Origin of the sequence: Alcanivorax quisquiliarum, from assembly GCF_023051175.1 — a bacterium.
GTDB classification, from domain to species: domain Bacteria; phylum Pseudomonadota; class Gammaproteobacteria; order Pseudomonadales; family Alcanivoracaceae; genus Isoalcanivorax; species Isoalcanivorax quisquiliarum.
The window spans coordinates 526,456-547,973 of sequence record NZ_JALKII010000001.1 but is presented as its reverse complement, the minus strand read 5'-3'; the positions used below and the strand labels follow the sequence as shown (position 1 = coordinate 547,973).

Sequence of the window (21,518 nt, the reverse complement as noted above, 5' to 3'; positions counted from 1 at the left end):
GCGGTTTTTGCGGCCGCCGTAACCTGAAGACACTGACGCTATGGTGCTCCCAGAACATCGCATGACCCATCTTCAGCAGCTGGAGGCTGAATCGATCCACATCATCCGCGAAGTCGCGGCCGAGTTCGACAACCCGGTGATGATGTACTCGATTGGCAAGGATTCCTCGGTAATGCTGCACCTGGCCCGCAAGGCGTTTGCGCCTGGCAAGCCGCCCTTCCCGCTGCTGCATGTGGATACCACCTGGAAGTTTCGCGAGATGATCAGCTTCCGGGACAAGATGGCCAAAGAAGCCGGTATGGAGTTGCTGGTGCACACCAACCCGGATGGCGTGGCCGCCAACATCAACCCGTTTGATCACGGCAGCGCCAAATACACCGACGTGATGAAGACGCAGGCCCTGAAGCAGGCGCTCAACCAATACGGTTTCGACGCAGCGTTTGGCGGTGCCCGGCGCGATGAGGAAAAATCCCGCGCCAAGGAACGTGTCTATTCCTTCCGCGACCGTTTCCACGGCTGGGACCCGAAGAACCAGCGCCCGGAGCTGTGGAATCTTTATAACGGCCGCATCAACAAGGGCGAGTCGATCCGCGTGTTCCCGCTGTCGAACTGGACCGAGCTGGATATCTGGCAATACATCTATTTGCAGGGCATTGAAATCGTGCCGCTTTATTACGCCGCAGAACGACCGGTGGTAGAGCGCGACGGCATGTTGGTGATGGTGGACGACGACCGGCTGCCGCTGGCGGACGGGGAGCAGCCGCAGAAGCTACATGTGCGCTTTCGGACGCTGGGCTGCTACCCGCTCACCGGCGCGGTGGAATCTCGCGCGCAAACGCTGCCGGAAATCATCCAGGAAATGCTGGTGGCGCGCACCTCGGAGCGCTCCGGCCGCGCCATTGATCATGATGAAGCCGGCTCGATGGAAAAGAAAAAGCGCGAAGGCTACTTCTGATAACGGCTATTTATTGCCGGCAAGCGCCGGCTCCCGCTATCGCCTGCACACTGACATATCGACAAAGGAAATGAGCAGTTGTCGGGGGAGCGACTCGGGCGCTCCCGAAGGGGATCGCAGCTCGCGGCCCGCAACTGCCATCGGAGATGGCCATGTACGAAGCACCGCAGATCGACAACATTGAAGATTACCTGCGCCAGCACGAAACCAAGGACATGCTGCGTTTCATCACCTGCGGCAGTGTGGACGACGGTAAATCCACGCTGATCGGCCGTTTGCTGCATGACAGCAAGGTTATTTTCGAAGATCAGCTGGCCGCGATCACCAAGGACAGCACCCGGCACGGCACCACCGGCGAGGCGGTTGATCTGGCGCTGCTGGTGGATGGCCTGCAATCCGAGCGAGAGCAGGGCATCACCATTGATGTGGCGTACCGTTTTTTTGCCACCGATCATCGCAAATACATCATTGCCGATACCCCCGGCCACGAGCAGTACACCCGCAATATGGCCACCGGTGCCTCCACCGCGCAGGTGGCCATTCTGCTCATTGATGCTCGCTATGGCATGCAGATTCAGACGCGCCGGCACAGCTTCATCTGTGCATTGCTGGGCATCCGCCACTTTGTCATCGCCATCAACAAGATGGATCTGGTGGGCTACAGCCAGGAGCGCTTCGACGAGATCCGGCAGCAATATGCCGAGTTCGTTGCCGGCTTGAATGTGCCGGATGTGCATTATGTGCCGATGTCGGCGCTGGTGGGCGAGAACGTGGTGCATCAGGGCACGCAGATGCCGTGGTATCAGGGCCAGCCGCTGCTGACATTGCTGGACACCTTGCCGATCCAGCGCGGCGAAGTGCTGGGCAAGATGCGGCTGCCGGTGCAGTACGTGAATCGCCCGAACCTGGACTTTCGGGGTTACTGCGGCACGCTCGCCGCTGGTGAAGTGCGGCCGGGGCTGGCAGTGAAGGCGCTGCCGTCCGGCAAGACGTCCACGATCAAGTCGGTGGTCACCTGGGAGGGAGAGCAGCCACTGGCGTTTGCAGGCCAGGCGATTACGCTCACCCTCAACGATGAAATTGATATCTCTCGCGGCGACATGCTGGTGGCAGCGGACGATACCGTGACGCTGGGCCATGCGTTCATGGCGCATGTGGTCTGGATGCACGAGCAGCCGCTGGTGATCGGCAAGACCTACGATTTCAAGCTCGGCACCACCTTCACCAGCGGCCAGATTACCGAGATCAAGCATCAGATCGACGTCAACACGCTGGAGAAACACGAAGCAGGGGAGTTGCCGCTCAACGGCATCGCGCTGTGCCGCATCCAGCTGACCCGCGCCGTGGCCTTCGACCCGTATCAGGTGTGCCGCGCAACGGGCAGCCTGATCCTGATTGACCGCCTCAGCAACGTGACTGTCGGCGCGGGAATGGTGATTTCCGAAGCGGATGACGTAAAAGGGCGTAAAAGCCTGCCGCCGGTTACCGCCGAGTTGCGTGCTCGCCGACTGTCTCAACAGGCAGCGCGGCTTACCGTCAGTGGCGAGGGGGCGGCCGCCTTTGCCGAGTATCTGGAGGCAGCGCTGTTTGCAGCCGGCGCCTACCCGGTATTGCTCGGGGAGGGCAGTGAGGACACCGCCAATGCCTTGCTGGGCGCGGGTTTGCTGGTGATCGACGTTGCTGGCACAGATGGGCCGCGACAGCTGGCAGCCCGTTCCGAGCAGGGCGAAATAACACTCGCGCCGCTGGCTCAGGACGACGACAGCGCCGCCGAGGCGGTGCTGACAGCGCTGCGAGAGCAGCACCTGATCGGTTGATGATGCGCCCTGTCTGGGAACAGGGCGCTTTCAGCCGCCAGACGGCAAGGCATTACCTATGGACAGCCCGCTGGCCCGGAGTATGATGGCACGGCGATTCCCCGTTCACCCTTGGTAACAATGGTAGTAACCGGCAGGTCAGGCGGTGTGTCGCCGGCCTGGAGCTGGTGATATCGACGGGCGTTCGGGCGCGGCAGCTTGCGGGGCAATCCTGCAGGATATTGGCTCACCGGCACTGCGTTGTGGGTGTCGTATGGAGACATGAACTGATGGAACAGTTTGAACGTTGTCACCACTGGTTGTTGGGGCTTTCGCGATCGACCAAGCAGATGATCCTGCTGCTGGCCGATCTGCTGGCACTTTCGCTGGTTTTTGTACTTGCCTACGCCGTTCGCGTAGGGCACCCGTTCCCCGTGATTCAGGAGCCGTGGCTGATTGCTGCGGCGCCGCTGCTTACCGTTCCTTTTCTGTATGTGTTCGGTTTCTACCGTGGCATGGTGCGGTACCTCAGCGGCGATGTAGCTATTTCCCTCGCCTCGGCAATCACTGTGGGCGCGTTGGTGCTGGCCGGCGCCGCCTACTTGTTCGGCGCCCACGGTACGCCACGATCGGTGTTCATCATCTATTGGGCGCTGGGCGTGCTTTACCTTGGCGGTAGCCGCTTTGTGCTGCGACGTTATCTCGCGTGGGCGGTGAATGGCCGGCGCCACCGGGTGCCCGTGGCCATCTACGGCGCCGGCAACTCGGGGATTCAGCTCGCCTCCGCACTGCGCAGTGGCCATGAATTCCTGCCGCTCGCTTTCGTTGATGATCGGGTGTCATTGCACGGCACGACCATCGAAGGGCTGCCGGTATTGAACCGGGAAGGCTTGAGCCGTTACATCCGGCAGGGGCGCGTGGGCACAGTGCTGCTGGCCATGCCATCGGCCACACGGGCCCAGCGGCTGCGCGTGATCACTTTTCTGGAAAAGCTTTCCGTGCAGGTCAAATCCGTGCCGGCAATGAGCGATATCGTCGCTGGACTGGCGCGCATCGAGGAGGTGCGCGATGTGGCCATCGAGGATCTGCTTGGTCGCGATCCGGTGCCGCCCCGTGAGGACCTGCTGCATGCCTGCATTACCGGCCGCAGTGTGCTGGTAACCGGCGCCGCAGGCTCGATCGGCAGTGAACTGTGCCGGCAGATCGTCCAGCTGGCGCCCAAGCGCCTGGTGCTGGTGGAGCACAACGAATTCGGGCTCTACAGCATGGAAAAAGAGCTGGCCCAGTTGCGGCCCAGCCGTGATCTGGAAATCGTCGCCGTGCTCGGCTCGGTTATCAATCGTGGCCTGCTGGAGGCGACCTGCCGCCGCCATGCCGTCGAGACGGTTTACCACGCGGCCGCCTACAAGCATGTTCCCATTGTGGAAATGAACCCATCGGCAGGCGTGCGCAATAATATCTTTGGCACCCTCACCGCCGCCCAGGCGGCGGAAGAAGCGGGGGTCGAGCGGTTTATTCTGGTATCTACGGATAAAGCAGTTCGCCCCACCAACGTGATGGGCGCCACCAAACGCTTTGCCGAATTGATCCTGCAAGCGATGTCGGCGCGGGGCAGTGACACCCTTTTCTCGATGGTTCGATTTGGCAACGTGCTTGGCTCCTCCGGCTCAGTGGTGCCGTTGTTCCGCGAGCAGATCCGCAGCGGCGGACCGGTTACCGTGACGCACCCGGATGTGACCCGCTACTTCATGACCATTCCCGAAGCCGCCCAGTTGGTGATCCAGGCGGGCTCGATGGCGAATGGCGGTGAAGTGTTTGTGCTGGATATGGGTGAGCCGGTACGCATCTACGATCTGGCATGCACCATGATTCGCCTGATGGGCTATACGGTGCGTGACGACCGGCGCCCGGAGGGCGATATCGAGATCAGTTACACCGGCCTGCGGCCGGGCGAGAAGCTTTATGAAGAGCTGCTGTTCGGCGATGATGGCCTGGGCACCGACCATGCGATGATCATGCAAGCGCGGGAGGATTTCCTGCCGTTGACGCAAATCGAGGCGGCGCTGGAAGCATTCCGCTACGCACTGGAGCAGGGCGATGAAGATGCCTTGCGGGCGCTGCTGCGCAGCCATGTCGAGGGTTATGCGCCAAGCGGCGAAGCAGCCGCTTCGCTGGTCGCTTCCGAAAGCGTGCCGGAAAAAACGGTGGCGGTCTTTCACTGACCGGACACCCGCCAGGCGAGAATCACCTGGCAAGATCAGGCCCCGCTTCGGCGGGGTTATTTTTTCTCCATTCTTGCACTCCTGCTTTTTCCCTTGGGCTGTCGTTTTGCACCGGGCTTTTTTTCTCCATATTCTTGGTGGCTGCTGTTCTGCTCTGCTGTGACGCCGCTTTGCCGCACCGGGAGCAGCGCTATCGCTTGATTAAATAGCCACGCAGCCGACACGCCTTGCCATCAGAGTCAGGCAGTGCAAGCTGCCGTGGCCAACCAGTCGCGACCGATACAATCATCAAGGCCGCAACGCAGCTTGCCGAGGCGCTCAGCGTGTTCATCGCGAGCACCCCGCCAACGAGCCTGAAAGTTTTTGCCAGTCGCGTATTGCCGCTTTTGGCAGTATTTATTGTTTCAACGCTGGAAGGTGCCGCCGCTTGATAAGGAGCGTAAGCACCGCGCTTGACGTCGTATCAACGTTCGCTGGTCGCGGTTATCGTGTTAATCGGTGAAAAAATATTGAGTCATAATCGGCCTCGTCGGACTCGACGAGAAAAGGTCATGGTGCTTGCCGGCACGAGCGCTGCCAATCCTGCGAGGGGGCAGCCAGGCTCGGCGCGAAATAGTGTGGGGTTATAAAAAAACGTCAGTTTTTGGTGCTGGCCTCAAGCCGATCCATTTGGCGCTTTATCAGCGAAGATATGACCGCGCCAATGCCGCCACAAAAAAGAACAGACTGTATTTTGCCAAGCTGTTTGGGCGAGAGTCATAGAGGGCGGCGCCCGAACTGCTTTGTGGCATGGTACAAATCGGGAATAACCGGACCATACTGCCACGCTTCAATCCGATTCTGGAACAGATCAATATTGCGCATGCCCAAGTTCCATCCATGGGCAATATAAACAAGTTCCATGAGCTGCATCGGGGTGAGTCTCCGATCGCGAGATTTAGCAGCCTTCAGGATGGTGTCGGCAACGGTGAGAACGTCGTACACAACCCCTCCTTGGTAATGAAGGTTGCTCGCCCATTGGCCCCGTTGATGAAGGTGCGGGTTGATCCCCTGATCGTCAAGGTTAAATGCCACAACCCGGTTCCAGTTTTCGGTCCGGCGCACGAAGCCTGTCAGCTATGGTTTTCGAAAGCTTACGCTTGTTTGTATACGATAACTGGCCATATGGCCAGTATTTTGTGATTGGCGTTACTTTAGCAGAAGGCGCCACGCGTAATGCCATACTGAGGCGCCATGTGAGCTACTAACCAAACCGTTTACCCAAGGCATAAAAAAATACCCCGGTGTTAGTGTGTTCTAACGACCGGGGTATTTGTTTTGGCTCCGCCTGCTGGGCTCGAACCAGCGACCCACTGATTAACAGTCAGTTGCTCTACCGACTGAGCTAAGGCGGAATAACGTGCAACGGCGCGTATGGTAGTGACACCCCCGTGGTCGGTCAATACCCCGAGGGTGCGTTTGCTGCTTATTTGGTCAGTGCAGCTTCAATACGCGACACAGCGGCCTTCAATGTATCCAGGCTGACTGCGAATGACAGGCGCAAGCAGCCTTCCGCACCAAAGGCGGAGCCGGGCACCAGTGCCACGCCGGCTTCCAGCAGCTTGTCGGCCAGTTCCAGATCATTCTTCAGTCCATTGGCCTTGATGGCGCCGCTGAAATCCGGGAAGGCATAAAAAGTGCCATCGCCTGCCAGGCAGGTTACGCCGGGCAGTGCATTGAGCGCTGCCACCAGCCAGTCGTGGCGTGCCTTGAACGCCTCGACCATGTGCGCCACGCACTCCTGCGAGCCTTCCAGTGCTGCTTGCGCGGCTTCCTGGCTGACCGACGCAGGGTTGGAAGTGCTCTGGCTTTGCACTTTCTTCATGGCACCGATCAGCTTCGCCGGGCCGGCTGCGTAGCCGATGCGCCAGCCGGTCATGCTGTAGGCTTTGGAGACGCCGTTGAGCACGATGGTGCGGTCATACAGATCCGGGTTGGCATTGAGAATGTTCACGAACGGCTTGCCGGTCCAGAGGATATGCTCGTACATGTCATCCGTGGCGATCAGCACCTGCGGGTGCCGGCGCAGCACCTCGCCCAGCGCCTTGAGCTCTTCCTCGGTGTACGCTACGCCGGAAGGGTTCGAGGGGCTGTTGATCACGAACAGGCGTGTCTTCGGCGTGATGGCGGCTTCCAGTTGCTCGGGGCTGACCTTGAAGCGGCTCTCGACGGTGGTTTCGAGAATCACCGGCTCGCCGCCGGCCACCAGCACCATGTCCGGGTAGGAGACCCAGTAGGGTGCCGGAATGATGGCTTCGTCGCCGTCATTCAACATGGCCAGCGCCATGTTGAAGAAGCTCTGCTTGCCGCCGCTGGAAACGAGGATCTGGTTGGCGCTGTACTCCAGGCCGTTTTCCCGCTTGAACTTGGCGATGATGGCCTGCTTCAGCCCCGGCGTTCCGTCCACTGCGGTGTAACGGGTCTTGCCGGCCTTGATCGCCTGAATGGCCGCATCTTTGATATGATCCGGCGTGTCGAAATCAGGCTCGCCGGCCCCCAGGCCAATAATATCCTTGCCCTGTGCACGCAATTCGGCGGCACGGGAGGTAACTGCCAGGGTGGGGGAGGGCTTGATGCGTTGTACGCGGTCGGAAAGCTGCAGTTCGGACATGCACTCCTCGTTCATCGAGTGGGTGGGTTGGAGGCGCGCTTTGGCTTTGGCAGGCGCGCGGGCGGCTAATACTACCTGATCCGAGGACCCGGCGAAATGGCACCAGCTCCTTCAGATTCCCAGTCAAAACAGGCGCCAGCCGGGGGCAAAGGCGAGGCTGGCTTCCGCCTGCGCGCCGACTATCAGCCCGCAGGCGACCAGCCCGGCGCCATTGCCGAACTGGTGGAGGGGCTTGAGGATGGCCTCTCGCACCAGACGCTGCTCGGGGTGACCGGCTCCGGCAAGACCTTCACCATCGCCAACGTGATCCAGGCGGTGCAGCGGCCCACCATCGTGATGGCGCCGAACAAGACCCTGGCGGCACAACTTTACAGCGAATTTCGTGAGTTCTTTCCCGAGAACTCTGTCGAGTATTTTGTTTCCTACTACGATTATTACCAGCCGGAAGCCTATGTGCCCTCGTCGGACACCTTCATCGAGAAGGATTCGGCGATCAACGAGCACATCGAGCAGATGCGACTGTCGGCGACCAAGGCGCTGATGGAGCGTCGCGATACCATTATTGTGGCGTCGGTATCGGCGATCTATGGCCTGGGTGATCCCAACAGTTATATGTCCATGCTGCTGCACGTGGTGCGAGGTGATCGCATTGATCAGCGAGCGGTGCTGCGTCGCCTGGCCGAGCTGCAATACACCCGTAATGAAATGGATTTTCGCCGTGCGACTTATCGTGTGCGCGGAGATGTGATTGATATTTTTCCCGCCGACGAAGACCGCGAAGCGGTGCGCCTGGAGCTGTTCGACGATGAGGTCGAGGACATCAGCATCTTTGATCCGCTCACCGGGGAAGTGTTGCGCAAAGTGGCACGGGTATCGATTTACCCCAAGAGCCACTATGTGACGCCGCGAGATGTTGTGCTGGCGGCCATCGAGCAAATCAAGGCCGAGCTGGCCGAGCGCCTGGAACAACTGCGGCAGGCGAACAAGCTGGTGGAGGCGCAGCGGCTGGAGCAGCGCACGCGGTTTGATGTGGAGATGTTGCAGGAGCTTGGCTACTGCAACGGCGTGGAAAACTACTCGCGTCTGTTTTCCGGCCGTGCACCGGGTGAGGCGCCGCCGACACTGTTTGATTACTTGCCCGCTGATGCGTTGCTGGTGATGGATGAATCACACGTTACCGTGCCGCAAATCGGTGGCATGTACAAAGGCGACCGATCGCGAAAGGAAACGCTGGTGGAGTACGGTTTCCGGTTGCCTTCGGCGCTGGATAACCGGCCGCTTAAATTCGAAGAGTGGGAGGCGCTCGCACCGCAGGCGATCTTCGTGTCAGCCACGCCGGGGCCATATGAGGAGCGTCACGCCGGGCAGGTGGTGGAGCAGGTAGTGCGACCCACCGGGCTGCTTGATCCGCTGATCGAGGTGCGCCCCGCGCTGGCTCAGGTGGACGATGTGCTCGGCGAAATCCGCGAGTGCGTCGGCCGCAACGAGCGTGTGCTGATTACCGTGCTGACAAAACGCATGGCCGAGGATCTCACCGAGTTCCTGCAAGAGCACGAGGTGCGGGTGCGCTACCTGCATTCCGACGTGGATACGGTGGAACGGGTGGAGCTGATTCGTGATCTGCGGCTGGGCAAGTTCGATGTGCTGGTAGGCATCAACTTGTTGCGCGAGGGGCTGGATATGCCCGAGGTGTCGCTGGTGGCTATTTTTGACGCGGACAAGGAGGGCTTCTTGCGCTCCGATCGCTCGCTGATCCAGACCATCGGCCGGGCGGCGCGCAACCTCAATGGGCGCGCAGTGCTGTACGCGGATCGAATCACCGGTTCGATGCAGCGCGCCATAGAAGAAACAGAGCGCCGCCGTGAAAAGCAGATTGCGTTCAACGCCGAGCACGGCATCACCCCGACGGCGCTCAACAAACAGATCCGCGACATTCTGGAAGATACCTACTCCACCGGCGTCGGCGGCAAGCATGGTAAAAGCCGCAGAAAAATAGCATTGGCGGAAGATGAAGCGGAGTACAACGTGCCTGCATCACCAGCCGAAGCGACCCGGCAGATTGCCGAGCTGGAGGCGAAGATGCTTGAGCATGCCCGCAACCTGGAGTTTGAGCAGGCGGCACGGTTGCGCGATCAGATTGCACAGTTGCGCGAGGCCGGCTTCCTGGCCGGTTAAGCGATGTGAATTGACCATGCAGCCGTGGGTGATGGCTTCATGGGCATGGGACAGCGGCGTGCTGCTTTCCAGAATTGGAAGGCGATAGTGCTATGCGAGGCGGCGCTGATGTTTTCCTGGTGTAAGCCAAGACCGGCAAGAGAGATGAAGGGAGTAGCGGGGTGGGGGCTGGTACTGGTCGCCACTCTGGCAACGGCGGCCTATGGGCAATCCGTGCCCGAAGACATCATGGAGCGTGGCTGGCGGCCGGCGGTGATTCTGGCCGGCGATGGTGACAGGGGCGTAGCGCTGGAGCGCATGTATGCCTACGCTGATCTTCGCCAGGTGCTGATCCATGGCACCGAGTACGAGGGTGAAACACGCGACTTCCTCGATGCCTTGCTGGCCTCTCTGGAGCGTTTCGATTTGCGCGGTTTCCACCGCATGTTGCCTCACGAGGCCGGTGACGAACGCCAGATTCGTGTGTTCAGCCGTCGCGAAAATGATCGTTATCGCGTCGGTCCGCCCCCGCCGGGGCACCCGCTGGATTTCATCGGCGGTGAGCCTTATCCCATGGGGGACACGCTGTTGCGGGTCAGCTCGCGAGAAATGGACGGCGCACGCGGCACCCATTTTCTGCTGCGCGGCGAGGTGCGGCTCGGGCTGGGTGAGATGCGATGGCCATCGGTGCTCGAAGCGAGCCGCGATCTGCTGCGCCTGATGGCGGGCGAGGCTGCCGATGAGCGTGCTGCGCTGGGCATTTATCGCGATCAGGTGCGGGTGATGAACCCTGGCCTGGCGACGCATGAAGTGAATGCGCTGGCGCCAGTGTGGGCAGCCTACCCGGCCATCTGGGAAGTTGCTGCAGGCGTGGGAGAGATCGAGCAGTTGCTGGTCGCCACCGACGCCGGTGTGCGGGATCGTCGTGTTGATGCCTCGGTACGGGTGAACCGGGCGCAACTGGCGAAGCGATACCCGGCCGTGGCTGCTTATCTGGATCGCCTGGGCCAGGTGCTGACGCTGGATGCCCGTCTCAATGACGAGTACGGCGAGGTGGCTCGGTTGCGGCTGGATTCCGAACAGCAGCGCGCACAGCTGAGCATGACGATCCGCGATGGCCAACCGGTGGCTACCCGCAACGGCCGGGCTGTCGAAGGCGCCCGGCCACATCTGGATGGCAGCGAGCGGCGCCTGACCGCTGAGGTGGACATGTGGGTGCGCATCTACGGCATCATGGCTGAAGTAACGGGCTTGCGCGGCGAGATCCACTACCAGCCTGCCGCCACTGGCGCTGCTATTCATGGCGAGCTGGTGCAAGTGCCCACCGTGCGCACCAGTGGCCGGGCGTTGGGCATCATGCCCGCCGGCGTGATCAATTTCGTGTTGCCGCGCTCGATCGATCAGCTGGCGCTGGATTTTCTCACCGTGGCTGCCGAGGGCAACGATGGGGAAGGGATCAGCGGCGAGGTGCGCTTCCGCCAGAGCGAGGCGGCTCTTGCCGAGCTGCGCGCTCAAGGCGGCTTCGAGGCGCTGGACAACTTCATGGTGCGGTTGGGGATGCGCATCGTCAGCGACCGCCTGGTGCCGGACAACGCGGCATCGCAGGAGCTTTTCGATCTGATCAACGATGTGCAGGCGGCGTTCGTGCGGGATCTGGATCGCTTCGCGCTGCATTCCGCGTCGATTGGCCAGTAAAATCAGGCGCTTGAAATTGTTTGACAGCCACGCCGCTGGCTGTAGAATAGCGCCCTCGTGACAGGCACGTAGCTCAGTTGGTTAGAGCACCACCTTGACATGGTGGGGGTCGGTGGTTCGAATCCACTCGTGCCTACCAGTTTCAATCTCCAGGCGCATGCCGGGCACCGGGTGTGCTGGCAAACTGCTGCCAAATCCCGTTGAAAACAACCGATTAGCCCCGGCGAAAAGCTTGTGTCGCCGCGGGGCCGTCTATACAATGCGCGATCAGCCGAATGGCTGTGCGGGTCGATATCCCGGGCTGCGCAAGGTAGCGAAGCGGCCGTGGTGATCGACAGAGTAATGATGAACCGGAGTAGCCAATATTAAGAGTGCTGGCAAGGGTGGCGATAAACGCGCCCGTATCAATGAGCAGATTCAGCTGGAAAACGTTCGCCTGATTGACGAAAACGGTGATCAGGTAGGTGTGGTCAGTCTGGAAGAAGCTCTGGCAGCGGCCCAGGCAAAAGATCTCGATCTGGTGGAAATCTCGCCTGATGCAGAGCCGCCAGTATGCCGAATCATGGATTACGGCAAGCATCTGTTTGATCTCAAGCAGAAGCAGAAAGAAGGGCGCAAGAAGCAGCGCCAGACACAGGTCAAGGAAATGAAGTTTCGCCCCGGCACCGATGATGGCGATTATCAGGTCAAGATTCGTAACCTGATGCGCTTTCTCGAGGCAGGGGACAAGGCCAAGGTAACCGTCAGGTTCCGTGGCCGGGAGATGGCGCACCAGGAGTTGGGGCTGCAATTGCTCCAGCGGGTGGAAGCGGATCTCGCCGAGTTGGGGAATGTCGAGCAACGTCCGAATATGGAAGGCCGGCAGATGATCATGGTCATCGCTCCCCAGCGGAAGAACAAGTAATCGGATTTCCGGTTGCTTGAGCCAACGTAACGCAGCGAACGTAACGCAGCTTAAGTCTAGAGAGCAAAACAATGCCGAAGATCAAATCAAATCGCGGGGCAGCCAAGCGTTTCAAGAAAACCGCCTCCGGTTTCAAGCGCAAGCAGGCTTTCAAGAACCACATCCTGACGAAGAAATCCGCCAAGCGGATTCGTCAGCTCCGGCCGAAGACCGAAGTGCACGCTTCGGATATCGCGCTGGTGAAGCGCATGCTGCCGGGCGTCTGAGCCCTGCATTCAACGCTGGATAAATTGAAACGGTTCTTGGAGATCTGAAATGGCTCGAGTAAAGCGTGGTGTGCAGGCCCGTCGCCGGCACAAGAAAATTCTGAAGCAGGCCAAGGGTTACTACGGTGCCCGCAGCCGTGTTTATCGCGTAGCGGTGCAGGCCGTCATCAAGGCCGGGCAATATGCCTACCGCGACCGCAAGGTGCGCAAGCGCCAGTTCCGCCGCCTGTGGATTGTGCGTATCAATGCCGGGGCGCGGGCTAACGGCCTGTCCTACAGCCGTCTGATCAATGGCCTGAAAAAAGCATCCATTGATATCGACCGCAAAGTGCTGGCGGATCTGGCAGTGCGTGATGCGGTGGCTTTTGGCGCGCTGGCCGAGAAGGCCAAAGCGAGCCTCGCCGCCTGAACGTCTGCCATGAGCGCATGACACGCCGTCGGGTTTGCCCGGCGGTATGAAACGGGGGAAGAGCTCGCGCTCTTCCCCCGTTTTTATTGGGGTATCTTCGTCGCGCTACAGGCAGGCGGCGAACAGCGAGGCCCGGGCCTCGGAACAGTTTACGGCACAGATCCGACAGGCCATGCCTGTTCGGCGCAATGCCCGAGACGGGCGGAGAACGGCATGGAAAACCTGGAGTCATTGACGCAAGCGGCGCTGGCGGCAGTGGAAAGCGCTACTGATTTGCGTGCGCTGGATGAAGTGCGTGTCAGCTACCTGGGCAAGAAAGGCGAGATCAGCCAGTTGCTCAAGGGGCTGGGCAAGCTTTCCGCAGAAGAGCGCCCGCAGGCGGGGGCCTTGATCAACGAGGTGCGCGATCAGGTTCAGCAAGCGCTGGAGGCACGGCGCGAGGGACTGGAGCAGGCGCAGCTGAACGCGCGGCTGGCCAGCGAGCGGATCGATGTCACCTTGCCGGCACGAGGCGAACGGGCGGGCAATCTTCATCCGGTTACCCGCACGCGTCGGCGCATCGAGGATTTCTTCGCCACCCTGGGTTACGACGTGGCGGAAGGCCCTGAAGTCGAAGACGACTTCCATAACTTCGAGGCGTTGAATATTCCCGGCCATCACCCCGCAAGAGCGATGCACGACACCTTTTATTTTGGCGACGGCCGCTTGCTGCGCACGCACACTTCGCCGGTGCAGATTCGGGTAATGGAAAACGGCAAGCCGCCGTTTCGTATCATTGCGCCAGGCCGCGTGTATCGCTGTGACTCCGATCTGACACACACACCCATGTTTCATCAGGTGGAAGGCCTGCTGGTGGATGAAGGTATTACCTTCGCCGATCTGCGTGGGACTGTTGCTGCTTTCCTGCGCGCGTTCTTCGAGCAGGACGATCTGCCAGTGCGCTTCCGGCCATCATATTTTCCGTTCACAGAGCCGTCTGCCGAAGTGGATATCGGCTGCACCCATTGTGCAGGCGAAGGCTGCCGCGTCTGCAAACGCACCGGCTGGCTGGAAGTGATGGGCTGCGGCATGGTGCACCCGGTGGTGCTGCGGCACGGCGGCGTCGATCCGGAGCAATACAGCGGCTTTGCCTTTGGCATGGGCGTGGAGCGGCTGGCGATGTTGCGCTATGGCGTCAACGATCTGCGCATGTTCTTCGAAAACGACGTCCGCTTTCTCAGCCAGTTTGCCTGAGAAAGCCATACTGAATCAGTGCGGCGCTGCTCTCTCGGCAGCGTTCAAAAGTAATAAGCCGGCGCTGGTGAAGCGCGGGCACAGGGAACGAGGCGGCAATGCGTTTCAATGAATCCTGGCTGCGTGAGTGGGCCAATCCGAAGCTGGACACCAAGCAACTTGTTCATCAGCTCACCATGGCGGGTCTGGAAGTGGACGGCGTGGAGCCGGCTGCTGCGGCCTTTACGGGCGTTGTAGTGGCCGAGGTGCGTGAGACGGCACCGCACCCGGACGCAGATAAACTGACCTTGTGCCAGGTATTTGATGGCGACAGCACGTTTCAGGTGGTGTGTGGCGCCTCGAACGTGCGCCCCGGTTTGCGTGTGCCGTTCGCTCGTGTCGGCGCCGTGCTGCCTGGCGATTTTCGCATCAAGCCGGCGAAGCTGCGCGGCCAGCCCTCCGAAGGGATGCTCTGCGGCGCCTCTGAGCTCGGGCTTGAAGACCTCATTGATGGCCTGCTCGAACTGCCCGATGACGCGCCACTGGGCCGGGATATTCGCGACTATCTGCAACTCGACGATCAGGTGATCGAAGTCGATCTGACACCCAACCGCGCCGACTGCCTGAGCGTGCGCGGCATTGCGCGGGAAGTCAGCGTGCTGAATAGCGTGCCTTTGACAGAGCCCGCCATCGCGCCGGTGGCCGCCGCTCACGATGAGCAGTTCCCCGTCGCGATCTCGGTGCCTGAAAGCTGCCCGCGTTATCTGGGCCGCATCATTCGCGGCATAAACCCCTCGGCGCAGTCGCCGTTGTGGATGGTGGAGCGGCTACGTCGCGCCGGCTTGCGGCCGATCGACCCGGTGGTGGATGTCACCAACTATGTGCTGCTGGAGCTCGGGCAGCCGATGCATGCCTTTGATCTGGCCAAACTGGAAGCCGGCATCAACGTGCGCCTGGCTCAAGAAGGCGAAACTGTGGAGCTGCTGGATGGGCAGAGCCTGACACTGCGTGACGATACACTGGTGATCGCAGACGCAGCACAGGTGCTCGCGCTCGCGGGTGTGATGGGCGGCAAGGCGTCGGCGGTATCAGATGCGACACAGGATATTTTTCTTGAGTGCGCGTTTTTTGCCCCGCTCGCGATTGCCGGCAAGGCTCGCCGTTATGGCCTGCATACCGATTCCTCCCATCGCTTCGAGCGCGGCGTCGATCCGTCGTTGCAAGCGCTGGCGATGGAGCGCGCGACCGCGCTGATCATCGAGATTGCGGGTGGGGAGGCAGGGCCGGTCAGCGAAGCTTCTTCCCCGGAGCATGTGCCTCAGCCCACCGAGATCAGCCTGTCAGCGGAGCGTGCCCAAGCCCTGCTCGGCAGGGCGCTGCCCGAGCATGAAATCACCGATATTCTGGCCCGCCTGGGTATGGCGGTGACCGAAACCAGCCCTGGCCACTGGCAAGTGCGTGCGCCGAGCTGGCGTTTCGACATGGCCATCGAGCAGGATCTGGTAGAAGAACTGGCGCGGGTGTACGGCTACGACCGGCTGCCCACGCGCTTGCCCACCATTCAGGGGGGCTCCGTTTCCCGATCCGAAACACAGCTCTCGGCACGGCGGCTGTCTGATCTGCTGTGCGCCCGAGGCTATCTGGAAGCCATCACCTACACCTTTGTCGATCCGGCCATGCAGGCCGCGCTGGCGCCCTCTACACAGCCGCTGGCACTGACCAACCCGATTTCCAGCGAGCTGGCGGTGATGCGCACCACTCTGTGGGCAGGGCTGCTGACCGCTGCACAGCGCAATCTCAACCGGCAGGTGAATCGTCTGCGCCTGTTCGAGCAGGGTCTGCGCTTTGTGCCGGAGGCAGGGGGTGCATTGCTCCAGGAACCCATGCTTGCCGGGCTGGTGTTCGGCAGCGCCCGGCCGCAGCATTTTGACGATGCCACGCGCAAGGTCGATTTTCTCGACGTGAAAGGCGATGTGGAGGCGTTGCTGGCCGCTGGCGGTCAACAGGACTACCGCTTCGAGGCCGCCGAACATGAAGTGTTGCACCCCGGCCAGAGTGCCCGCATTACGCTGGATGGCCAGGAAGCGGGCTGGCTGGGCCGGTTGCATCCCGCCTTGGCGGCGAAGCTGGATCTGCCAACGGATATCTACCTCTTCGAATTGCGCAAGGACGTCATCGAGCAGGCCCGAGTGCCGGCCTTCAGTGCGCTTTCAGACCAGCCTTCCGTGCGCCGCGATCTTGCCTTCGTGGTGCCGGAAGAGGTGACGGCGGGCGCTTTGCTGGACGGCGTGCGCCGAGCCTGTGATTCGCGCCTGCGAGAAGTGCGGCTTTTCGATGTATATCAGGGAGATGGCATCCAGAAAGGCAGCAAGAGCCTGGCGTTGGGCTTGACCTTCCAGGATCGTTCGAGCACCCTAAGGGACGCGGAAATAAACGACCTTGTAGCAGGGGTACTAACCTTGCTAAAACAAGAATTTAACGCATCTTTGAGAGAGTAATTCGAGGGACCGTTGATGGCGGCGCTGACCAAGGCAGACATGGCCGAGCGGCTGTTCGAGGAGCTTGGCCTGAACAAGCGTGAAGCCAAGGAAATGGTGGAGATGTTTTTCGAGGAAATCCGCCATGCTCTGGAGAACAATATTCAGGTGAAGTTATCAGGCTTTGGTAACTTCGATCTGCGTGACAAGAGTGAGCGGCCAGGCCGAAACCCCAAGACCGGCGAAGAGATCCCGATCACTGCGCGGCGCGTAGTGACGTTTCGTCCGGGGCAGAAACTGAAACAACGAGTTGAGGCCTATGCTGGAACCAAGCAATAACGACCAGCTCCCTGCGATTCCGGGCAAGCGCTACTTCACCATTGGTGAGGTGAGTGATCTGTGCGATGTGAAGCCGCATGTGCTGCGTTACTGGGAACAGGAATTCCCGCAACTCAAGCCGGTGAAACGCCGTGGTAACCGACGTTACTACCAGCGCCAGGACGTGTTGATGATCCGCCAGATCAGAAGCCTGCTCTATGAGCAGGGCTACACCATCGGCGGCGCGCGGCAGCAGTTGACCGATGGCGCCAGCGGCGAACAGGCCACCCACTACCACCAGCTGATCCGGCAAATGATCGTCGAACTGGAAGACGTGCTCGACGTATTGCGCGCCTGATCACCAGCAATGTTTTCATACGCGCGGGAATCCGTTATGATGCCCGCCGCCCCGAGCACTGCTCAGGGCACATTTTTCGGGGCGTAGCGCAGCCTGGTAGCGCACTTGCATGGGGTGCAAGGGGTCGTAGGTTCAAATCCTACCGTCCCGACCAAAAAACGATAAGGGTCAGTGGCTTACAGCTGCTGGCCCTTTTTCGTTTTCGGCAGCTGCAAAACAAAATCAAAATGGCTGAAAAACTCAGCCGGTGATTTATCGTTACCTGCTACCGCGTCGCCTTCGCACAGGTGAGCTGTGTGGCAGCAGCATCTGCTTTCCTCAATCGCGTTCTCTTGATCTCCTTAGCTTTGGCTGCGCGCCGGTACTTCAACCGAGCAGCGGCTGCCATCAAAGACGATGGCGCCGGTTTGGGGCTGGCATGAGCGATGGGATAGAATGCACTCCCTTTGTTTTGCTGCCTGGCCTCCCATGAAAGATGATCTTTACGCTCAGGCTCGTGATGACGTGGCGCGGTTCTGCTTCGATGAGCAGGTGGCGCAGGTGTTCCCGGACATGATCCGGCGATCGGTGCCGGGTTACGGCACCATGATCGACATGATTGGGGTATTCGCCGCACGCTATGCGCGGCCGGGCACCCGGCTGTACGATCTGGGCAGCTCGCTGGGTGCGGCGACGCTGGCGATGGCGCGGCTGGTGCCGCATCGTGATTGCGAAATTGTGGCGGTGGACAATTCGCCCGCCATGGTCGAGCGGGCGGCAGCCATTCTGGCCGCCGAAGCGCCAGCGATACCCGTTACGCAGCGCTGCGAAGATGTGCGCACCACGGAGCTGGAAAATGCCTCGGTAGTGGTGCTCAATTTCACCCTTCAGTTTGTGCCGCTGGCGGATCGGGATGAGTTTGTCGCCCGTGTCGCCGGTGCCCTCAGCCCCGGTGATATTCTGGTGCTCTCGGAAAAAATCCGCTTCCCGGACCCGGAAGAAGACACCTTGCAGCAAGCGCTGCACCATGCCTTCAAGCGCAACAACGGCTATAGCGATCTGGAGATCAGTCAGAAGCGTACTGCCATCGAGAATGTGCTGATTCCCGAGACATTGGAAGCGCACGAGGCGCGGCTTGCGCAGGCGGGCTTTCAGCGCGTGCACGTCTGGTTCCGCTGTTTCAATTTTCTTTCCCTGGTGGCCATTCGCTGATGAGTGACGAGACGTCGATGCGCGAGTATGTGGCTGCGCTGCACGCAGCGCTTGCCGCGCAACGCCTGGCGCCCTGGGATGTTGAGGCGGCTGCGCTTGCGACCAAGCGCCTGCTCACCGCCCCGCATGGTGATCTGGCCCGTTGGCTGGCTGCTTTTTCCCGGCTGCCGGCCGTGCCGGCGCCGGTGGGCTGGCAGCAAGATACGGTGAGGATCGGGGAGCCAGGGCAGTTGCCGGTGGCGCAAGCCGAAGCATTGAAAGAAGCATTGCTTGGCCTGATGCCCTGGCGCAAAGGGCCGTTCGAGTTCTTTGGTGTGAAGATCGATACCGAATGGCGCTCCGACTGGAAATGGCAGCGTGTGCAGCCGCATCTGGCACCGCTGGCAGGCCGTCGCGTGCTGGATGTGGGATGCGGCTCGGGATATCACTGCTGGCGCATGTTGGGAGAAGGTGCCGGTTTTGTGCTGGGCATCGATCCCACGCCTTTATTTCTGCTGCAATTTCTGGCGGTGCGCCGTTATCAGCCACAGGTGCCGGTGTGGTTTGCACCGCTGCGGCTGGAAGAGCTCTCGCAGGGCGTGGAGGCCTTTGATACGGTGTTCTCCATGGGTGTGCTCTATCACCGCCGCTCGCCGCTGGATCATCTGGCCGAACTCAAGGCCGCGCTGCGCCCAGGTGGGCAGCTGGTGCTGGAAACGCTGGTGATCGAAGGCGATGTGCAGCAGGTGCTGGTGCCGGAAGAGCGTTACGCGGCGATGCGCAATGTCTGGTTTCTGCCCAGCTCGGCGATGTTGCTGCGCTGGCTGGAGCGCAGCGGTTTCCGTGATGCACGCGTCGTCGATGAGGGCGTCACCTCGCTGGAAGAGCAGCGCAGCACGCCATGGATGCGCTTCCAGTCGCTGGCGGATTTTCTCGATCCGCAGGATCCCAGCCGCACCCGTGAAGGCTATCCGGCGCCACGCCGTGCCGTATTGCTGGCCGAAAAGCCTTGATCGCACGGCGACGGCAAACGCTGTCGTGACGACCGCAAGACCACAACGCAAGACCACAAGGAGCTGCTGATGAAAGCCGTTGGTTACCGCCAGTCTCTGCCCATTGACGATCCCGCTGCGCTGGAGGATGTGACGCTGGATACACCTGCGCCGGGGCCTCGGGATCTGCTGGTAAAGGTGCAGGCAGTTGCCGTCAATCCGGTGGATACCAAGATCCGCCTCAGTGCCGCGCCGGAGCAGGGCGGCATCAAGATATTGGGCTGGGATGCGGTGGGCGTGGTCGAGGCGGTTGGTGATGCGGTGACGTTGTTCCGGCCGGGCGATGCCGTCTGGTATGCGGGCGATGTGAGCCGGCAGGGCTGCAATGCGGAATATCAATGTGTGGATGAGCGTATTGTCGGGCGCAAACCCGAAAACCTCAGTGCGGCCGATGCAGCGGCGATGCCGTTGACCACCGTCACTGCGTGGGAGCTGTTGTTTGATCGCCTCGGTGTGCTGCCGGGCCGTGGCCAGGGCAAAACGTTGCTGGTGATCGGCGCTGGCGGTGGGGTGGGCTCGGTGCTGGTTCAACTGGCGCGCCAGCTGACGGGGCTGACCGTCATCGGCACTGCGTCTCGTGATGCCACACGCGATTGGGTGTTGTCGTTAGGTGCTCACAAAGTGATCGACCATACCCGGCCACTGACGGAAGGGCTGGCGCAAGTAGGGATCGAGGAGGTCGATTATGTGGCAAGCCTCACCCATACCGATGCGCATGTTGATGAAATTGTTGCCGCACTGCGGCCGCAGGGGCGACTGGGCCTGATTGATGATCCGATGGCGCTTGATGTACGCAAGTTCAAGCGCAAGAGCATCTCGCTGCACTGGGAATTCATGTACACACGCTCGCTGTTCCAGACGGATGATCAGATCAGACAGCACCGGATCTTGATGAAAGCGGCCGATCTGGTGGAGCAGGGCGTGGTGCGCTCGACCGCCACCGAGCATTACGGCGCGATCAATGCCGAAAACCTGCGCCGGGCACATGCTTTGATGGAATCCCATCAGGCTCGGGGCAAGGTGGTGCTGGAAGGGTTCTGATCAGCCGCGCACAGACGCGAGCAGCAATTCATCCACCAGCCTGGCTCGGGCTGGCTCATCCAGCTGTTGCAGCAGGAATCGCAATTGCCGCGAAGGTGCGGCAGCGGCCGCCGGCGGTGGTGCTGCCAGCGCTTGCTGGAGCTGCGGGCTGACGTTCAACGGCTCGGCGCCGTGACAAGCGATGTGCAACGTCCGCATGATCTGCTTGCGATAATCTGGCGCTTTGCCACCTTCCAGGCAGAGCGTATGGAGGCCGGCCCGCATCTCGAACCTGAGCGACGCACCCTGATAATGGAAACGGTGCTCCGCCAACTGCCGGAGCAGCCGCCGTGCCAGTTGCTGTGCCCCCCGTGCGGAGGTGTCCGGCAAGCAGAACACCATGTGGCCGTCGCCCCACGCACATTGCCAGTCCTCCGCACGTTTCAGGTGGTTGATGGCTTGTGTCAGTCGGGTTTGCATGCGCCGCATCAGGCGCTGCCCATGCGATCGGCCTAGCGTGTGATAGTTGGTCAACTGCAACGCGAGAAGCTGCAATGGCATGTCTCGCCTGAGACAGAATGACGCTTGGCGGGCAAGCGCCTGATCAGCCATGCGCAATCGTGCGGGGCCGAGGCCGCTGGTTTTTTGTGAAACTGTGTCTGGCATCTTGGTCTTTTTATTTGTCCGAGAGGGAGCTTGCCAGAGCATAGTGCAGCGCACAGCGGCATAGCCAGCGTTGGTTTCAGCTGGTAACAAAGCAACATCAGGAGGTTACGAAGGGGCGTCGATTGACGTCTTCAGCCCTCCGCGGCCTGCTCGTCGGTCATTGGCGGGCGCTGGCGTTGCCGCCATAATGCAGC

18 protein-coding genes and 3 tRNA genes are annotated in these 21,518 nt (G+C 60.8%); 17 read left to right on the top strand and 4 right to left on the bottom strand.

The features are described from left to right. Nucleotides 1-40: 40 nt before the first annotated feature. The 3 genes from cysD (at nucleotide 41) to MU846_RS02500 (ending at nucleotide 4,973) form a co-directional block, all read left to right on the top strand. Nucleotides 41-955, top strand: coding sequence for a sulfate adenylyltransferase subunit CysD (gene cysD, locus MU846_RS02510; RefSeq protein ID WP_246947939.1), 915 nt, complete (start codon nucleotides 41-43; stop codon nucleotides 953-955). Nucleotides 956-1,101: 146 nt separating this feature from the next. Further along, nucleotides 1,102-2,772: a sulfate adenylyltransferase subunit CysN gene (gene cysN, locus MU846_RS02505; RefSeq protein WP_246947937.1), complete on the top strand. Its 1,671-nt coding sequence runs from the start codon at nucleotides 1,102-1,104 to the stop codon at nucleotides 2,770-2,772. 269 nt (nucleotides 2,773-3,041) lie between these two features. Continuing rightward, a complete protein-coding gene (locus MU846_RS02500; protein WP_246947935.1) occupies nucleotides 3,042-4,973 on the top strand; it encodes a polysaccharide biosynthesis protein in 1,932 nt (643 codons plus the stop codon). 756 nt (nucleotides 4,974-5,729) lie between these two features. On the opposite strand, the gene MU846_RS14725 is transcribed toward MU846_RS02500, so the two are convergent. The 3 genes from MU846_RS14725 to MU846_RS02485 form a co-directional block, all read right to left on the bottom strand. Then, on the bottom strand, nucleotides 5,730-5,957 hold the full coding sequence (locus tag MU846_RS14725; RefSeq protein ID WP_246947932.1) for a Panacea domain-containing protein: 228 nt from the start codon (nucleotides 5,955-5,957) through the stop codon (nucleotides 5,730-5,732). Nucleotides 5,958-6,291: 334 nt separating this feature from the next. After that, nucleotides 6,292-6,367, bottom strand: a tRNA-Asn gene (locus tag MU846_RS02490). A 71-nt stretch (nucleotides 6,368-6,438) separates the two neighbouring features. Continuing rightward, complete coding sequence (locus tag MU846_RS02485; RefSeq protein WP_246947929.1) at nucleotides 6,439-7,623, bottom strand: pyridoxal phosphate-dependent aminotransferase; 1,185 nt, start codon at nucleotides 7,621-7,623, stop codon at nucleotides 6,439-6,441. Nucleotides 7,624-7,719: 96 nt separating this feature from the next. Between MU846_RS02485 and uvrB the strand changes: the two genes are divergently transcribed. The 14 genes from uvrB to MU846_RS02415 all read left to right on the top strand — a co-directional run bounded on the left by uvrB (nucleotide 7,720) and on the right by MU846_RS02415 (nucleotide 20,679). Continuing rightward, nucleotides 7,720-9,798, top strand: coding sequence for an excinuclease ABC subunit UvrB (uvrB, locus tag MU846_RS02480; protein WP_246947925.1), 2,079 nt, complete (start codon nucleotides 7,720-7,722; stop codon nucleotides 9,796-9,798). A 144-nt stretch (nucleotides 9,799-9,942) separates the two neighbouring features. Then, nucleotides 9,943-11,472, top strand: coding sequence for a hypothetical protein (locus tag MU846_RS02475; protein WP_246947918.1), 1,530 nt, complete (start codon nucleotides 9,943-9,945; stop codon nucleotides 11,470-11,472). A 62-nt stretch (nucleotides 11,473-11,534) separates the two neighbouring features. After that, a tRNA-Val gene (locus tag MU846_RS02470) sits at nucleotides 11,535-11,611 on the top strand. A 225-nt stretch (nucleotides 11,612-11,836) separates the two neighbouring features. Further along, a complete protein-coding gene (gene infC, locus MU846_RS02465; protein WP_246948289.1) occupies nucleotides 11,837-12,376 on the top strand; it encodes a translation initiation factor IF-3 in 540 nt (179 codons plus the stop codon). A 71-nt stretch (nucleotides 12,377-12,447) separates the two neighbouring features. Next, nucleotides 12,448-12,642 (top strand): 50S ribosomal protein L35, encoded by a 195-nt coding sequence (gene rpmI, locus MU846_RS02460; protein ID WP_008735164.1) that lies wholly within the window; start codon nucleotides 12,448-12,450, stop codon nucleotides 12,640-12,642. A 49-nt stretch (nucleotides 12,643-12,691) separates the two neighbouring features. After that, the gene (rplT, locus tag MU846_RS02455; RefSeq protein WP_246947916.1) at nucleotides 12,692-13,051 is read left to right on the top strand and encodes a 50S ribosomal protein L20; all 360 of its coding nucleotides are present in this window, start codon (nucleotides 12,692-12,694) and stop codon (nucleotides 13,049-13,051) included. 213 nt (nucleotides 13,052-13,264) lie between these two features. Continuing rightward, nucleotides 13,265-14,284, top strand: a complete 1,020-nt coding sequence (pheS, locus tag MU846_RS02450) for a phenylalanine--tRNA ligase subunit alpha (RefSeq protein ID WP_246947903.1) — start codon at nucleotides 13,265-13,267, stop codon at nucleotides 14,282-14,284. A 98-nt stretch (nucleotides 14,285-14,382) separates the two neighbouring features. Continuing rightward, a complete protein-coding gene (gene pheT, locus MU846_RS02445) occupies nucleotides 14,383-16,761 on the top strand; it encodes a phenylalanine--tRNA ligase subunit beta (protein WP_246947900.1) in 2,379 nt (792 codons plus the stop codon). A gap of 15 nt (nucleotides 16,762-16,776) precedes the next feature. Continuing rightward, the gene (gene ihfA / locus MU846_RS02440; RefSeq protein ID WP_246947897.1) at nucleotides 16,777-17,079 is read left to right on the top strand and encodes an integration host factor subunit alpha; all 303 of its coding nucleotides are present in this window, start codon (nucleotides 16,777-16,779) and stop codon (nucleotides 17,077-17,079) included. Next, nucleotides 17,060-17,416, top strand: coding sequence for a MerR family transcriptional regulator (locus MU846_RS02435; RefSeq protein ID WP_246947894.1), 357 nt, complete (start codon nucleotides 17,060-17,062; stop codon nucleotides 17,414-17,416). Before ihfA ends, MU846_RS02435 begins: the two co-directional genes overlap by 20 nt. 77 nt (nucleotides 17,417-17,493) lie before the next feature. Further along, a tRNA-Pro gene (locus tag MU846_RS02430) sits at nucleotides 17,494-17,570 on the top strand. Nucleotides 17,571-17,884: 314 nt separating this feature from the next. After that, entirely contained in the window at nucleotides 17,885-18,607 is a 723-nt protein-coding gene (cmoA, locus tag MU846_RS02425) for a carboxy-S-adenosyl-L-methionine synthase CmoA (protein ID WP_246947891.1), read from the top strand. Continuing rightward, nucleotides 18,607-19,599, top strand: a complete 993-nt coding sequence (gene cmoB, locus MU846_RS02420) for a tRNA 5-methoxyuridine(34)/uridine 5-oxyacetic acid(34) synthase CmoB (protein WP_246947890.1) — start codon at nucleotides 18,607-18,609, stop codon at nucleotides 19,597-19,599. Before cmoA ends, cmoB begins: the two co-directional genes overlap by 1 nt. Before the next feature lie 69 nt (nucleotides 19,600-19,668). Then, nucleotides 19,669-20,679, top strand: coding sequence for a zinc-binding alcohol dehydrogenase family protein (locus MU846_RS02415; protein ID WP_246947889.1), 1,011 nt, complete (start codon nucleotides 19,669-19,671; stop codon nucleotides 20,677-20,679). On the opposite strand, the gene MU846_RS02410 is transcribed toward MU846_RS02415, so the two are convergent. After that, nucleotides 20,680-21,270 carry an aminotransferase class I/II-fold pyridoxal phosphate-dependent enzyme gene (locus MU846_RS02410; protein ID WP_306799182.1) on the bottom strand — a complete coding sequence of 197 codons (591 nt, stop codon included), beginning with the start codon at nucleotides 21,268-21,270 and terminating at the stop codon, nucleotides 20,680-20,682. Between the last annotated feature and the right edge of the window lie 248 nt (nucleotides 21,271-21,518).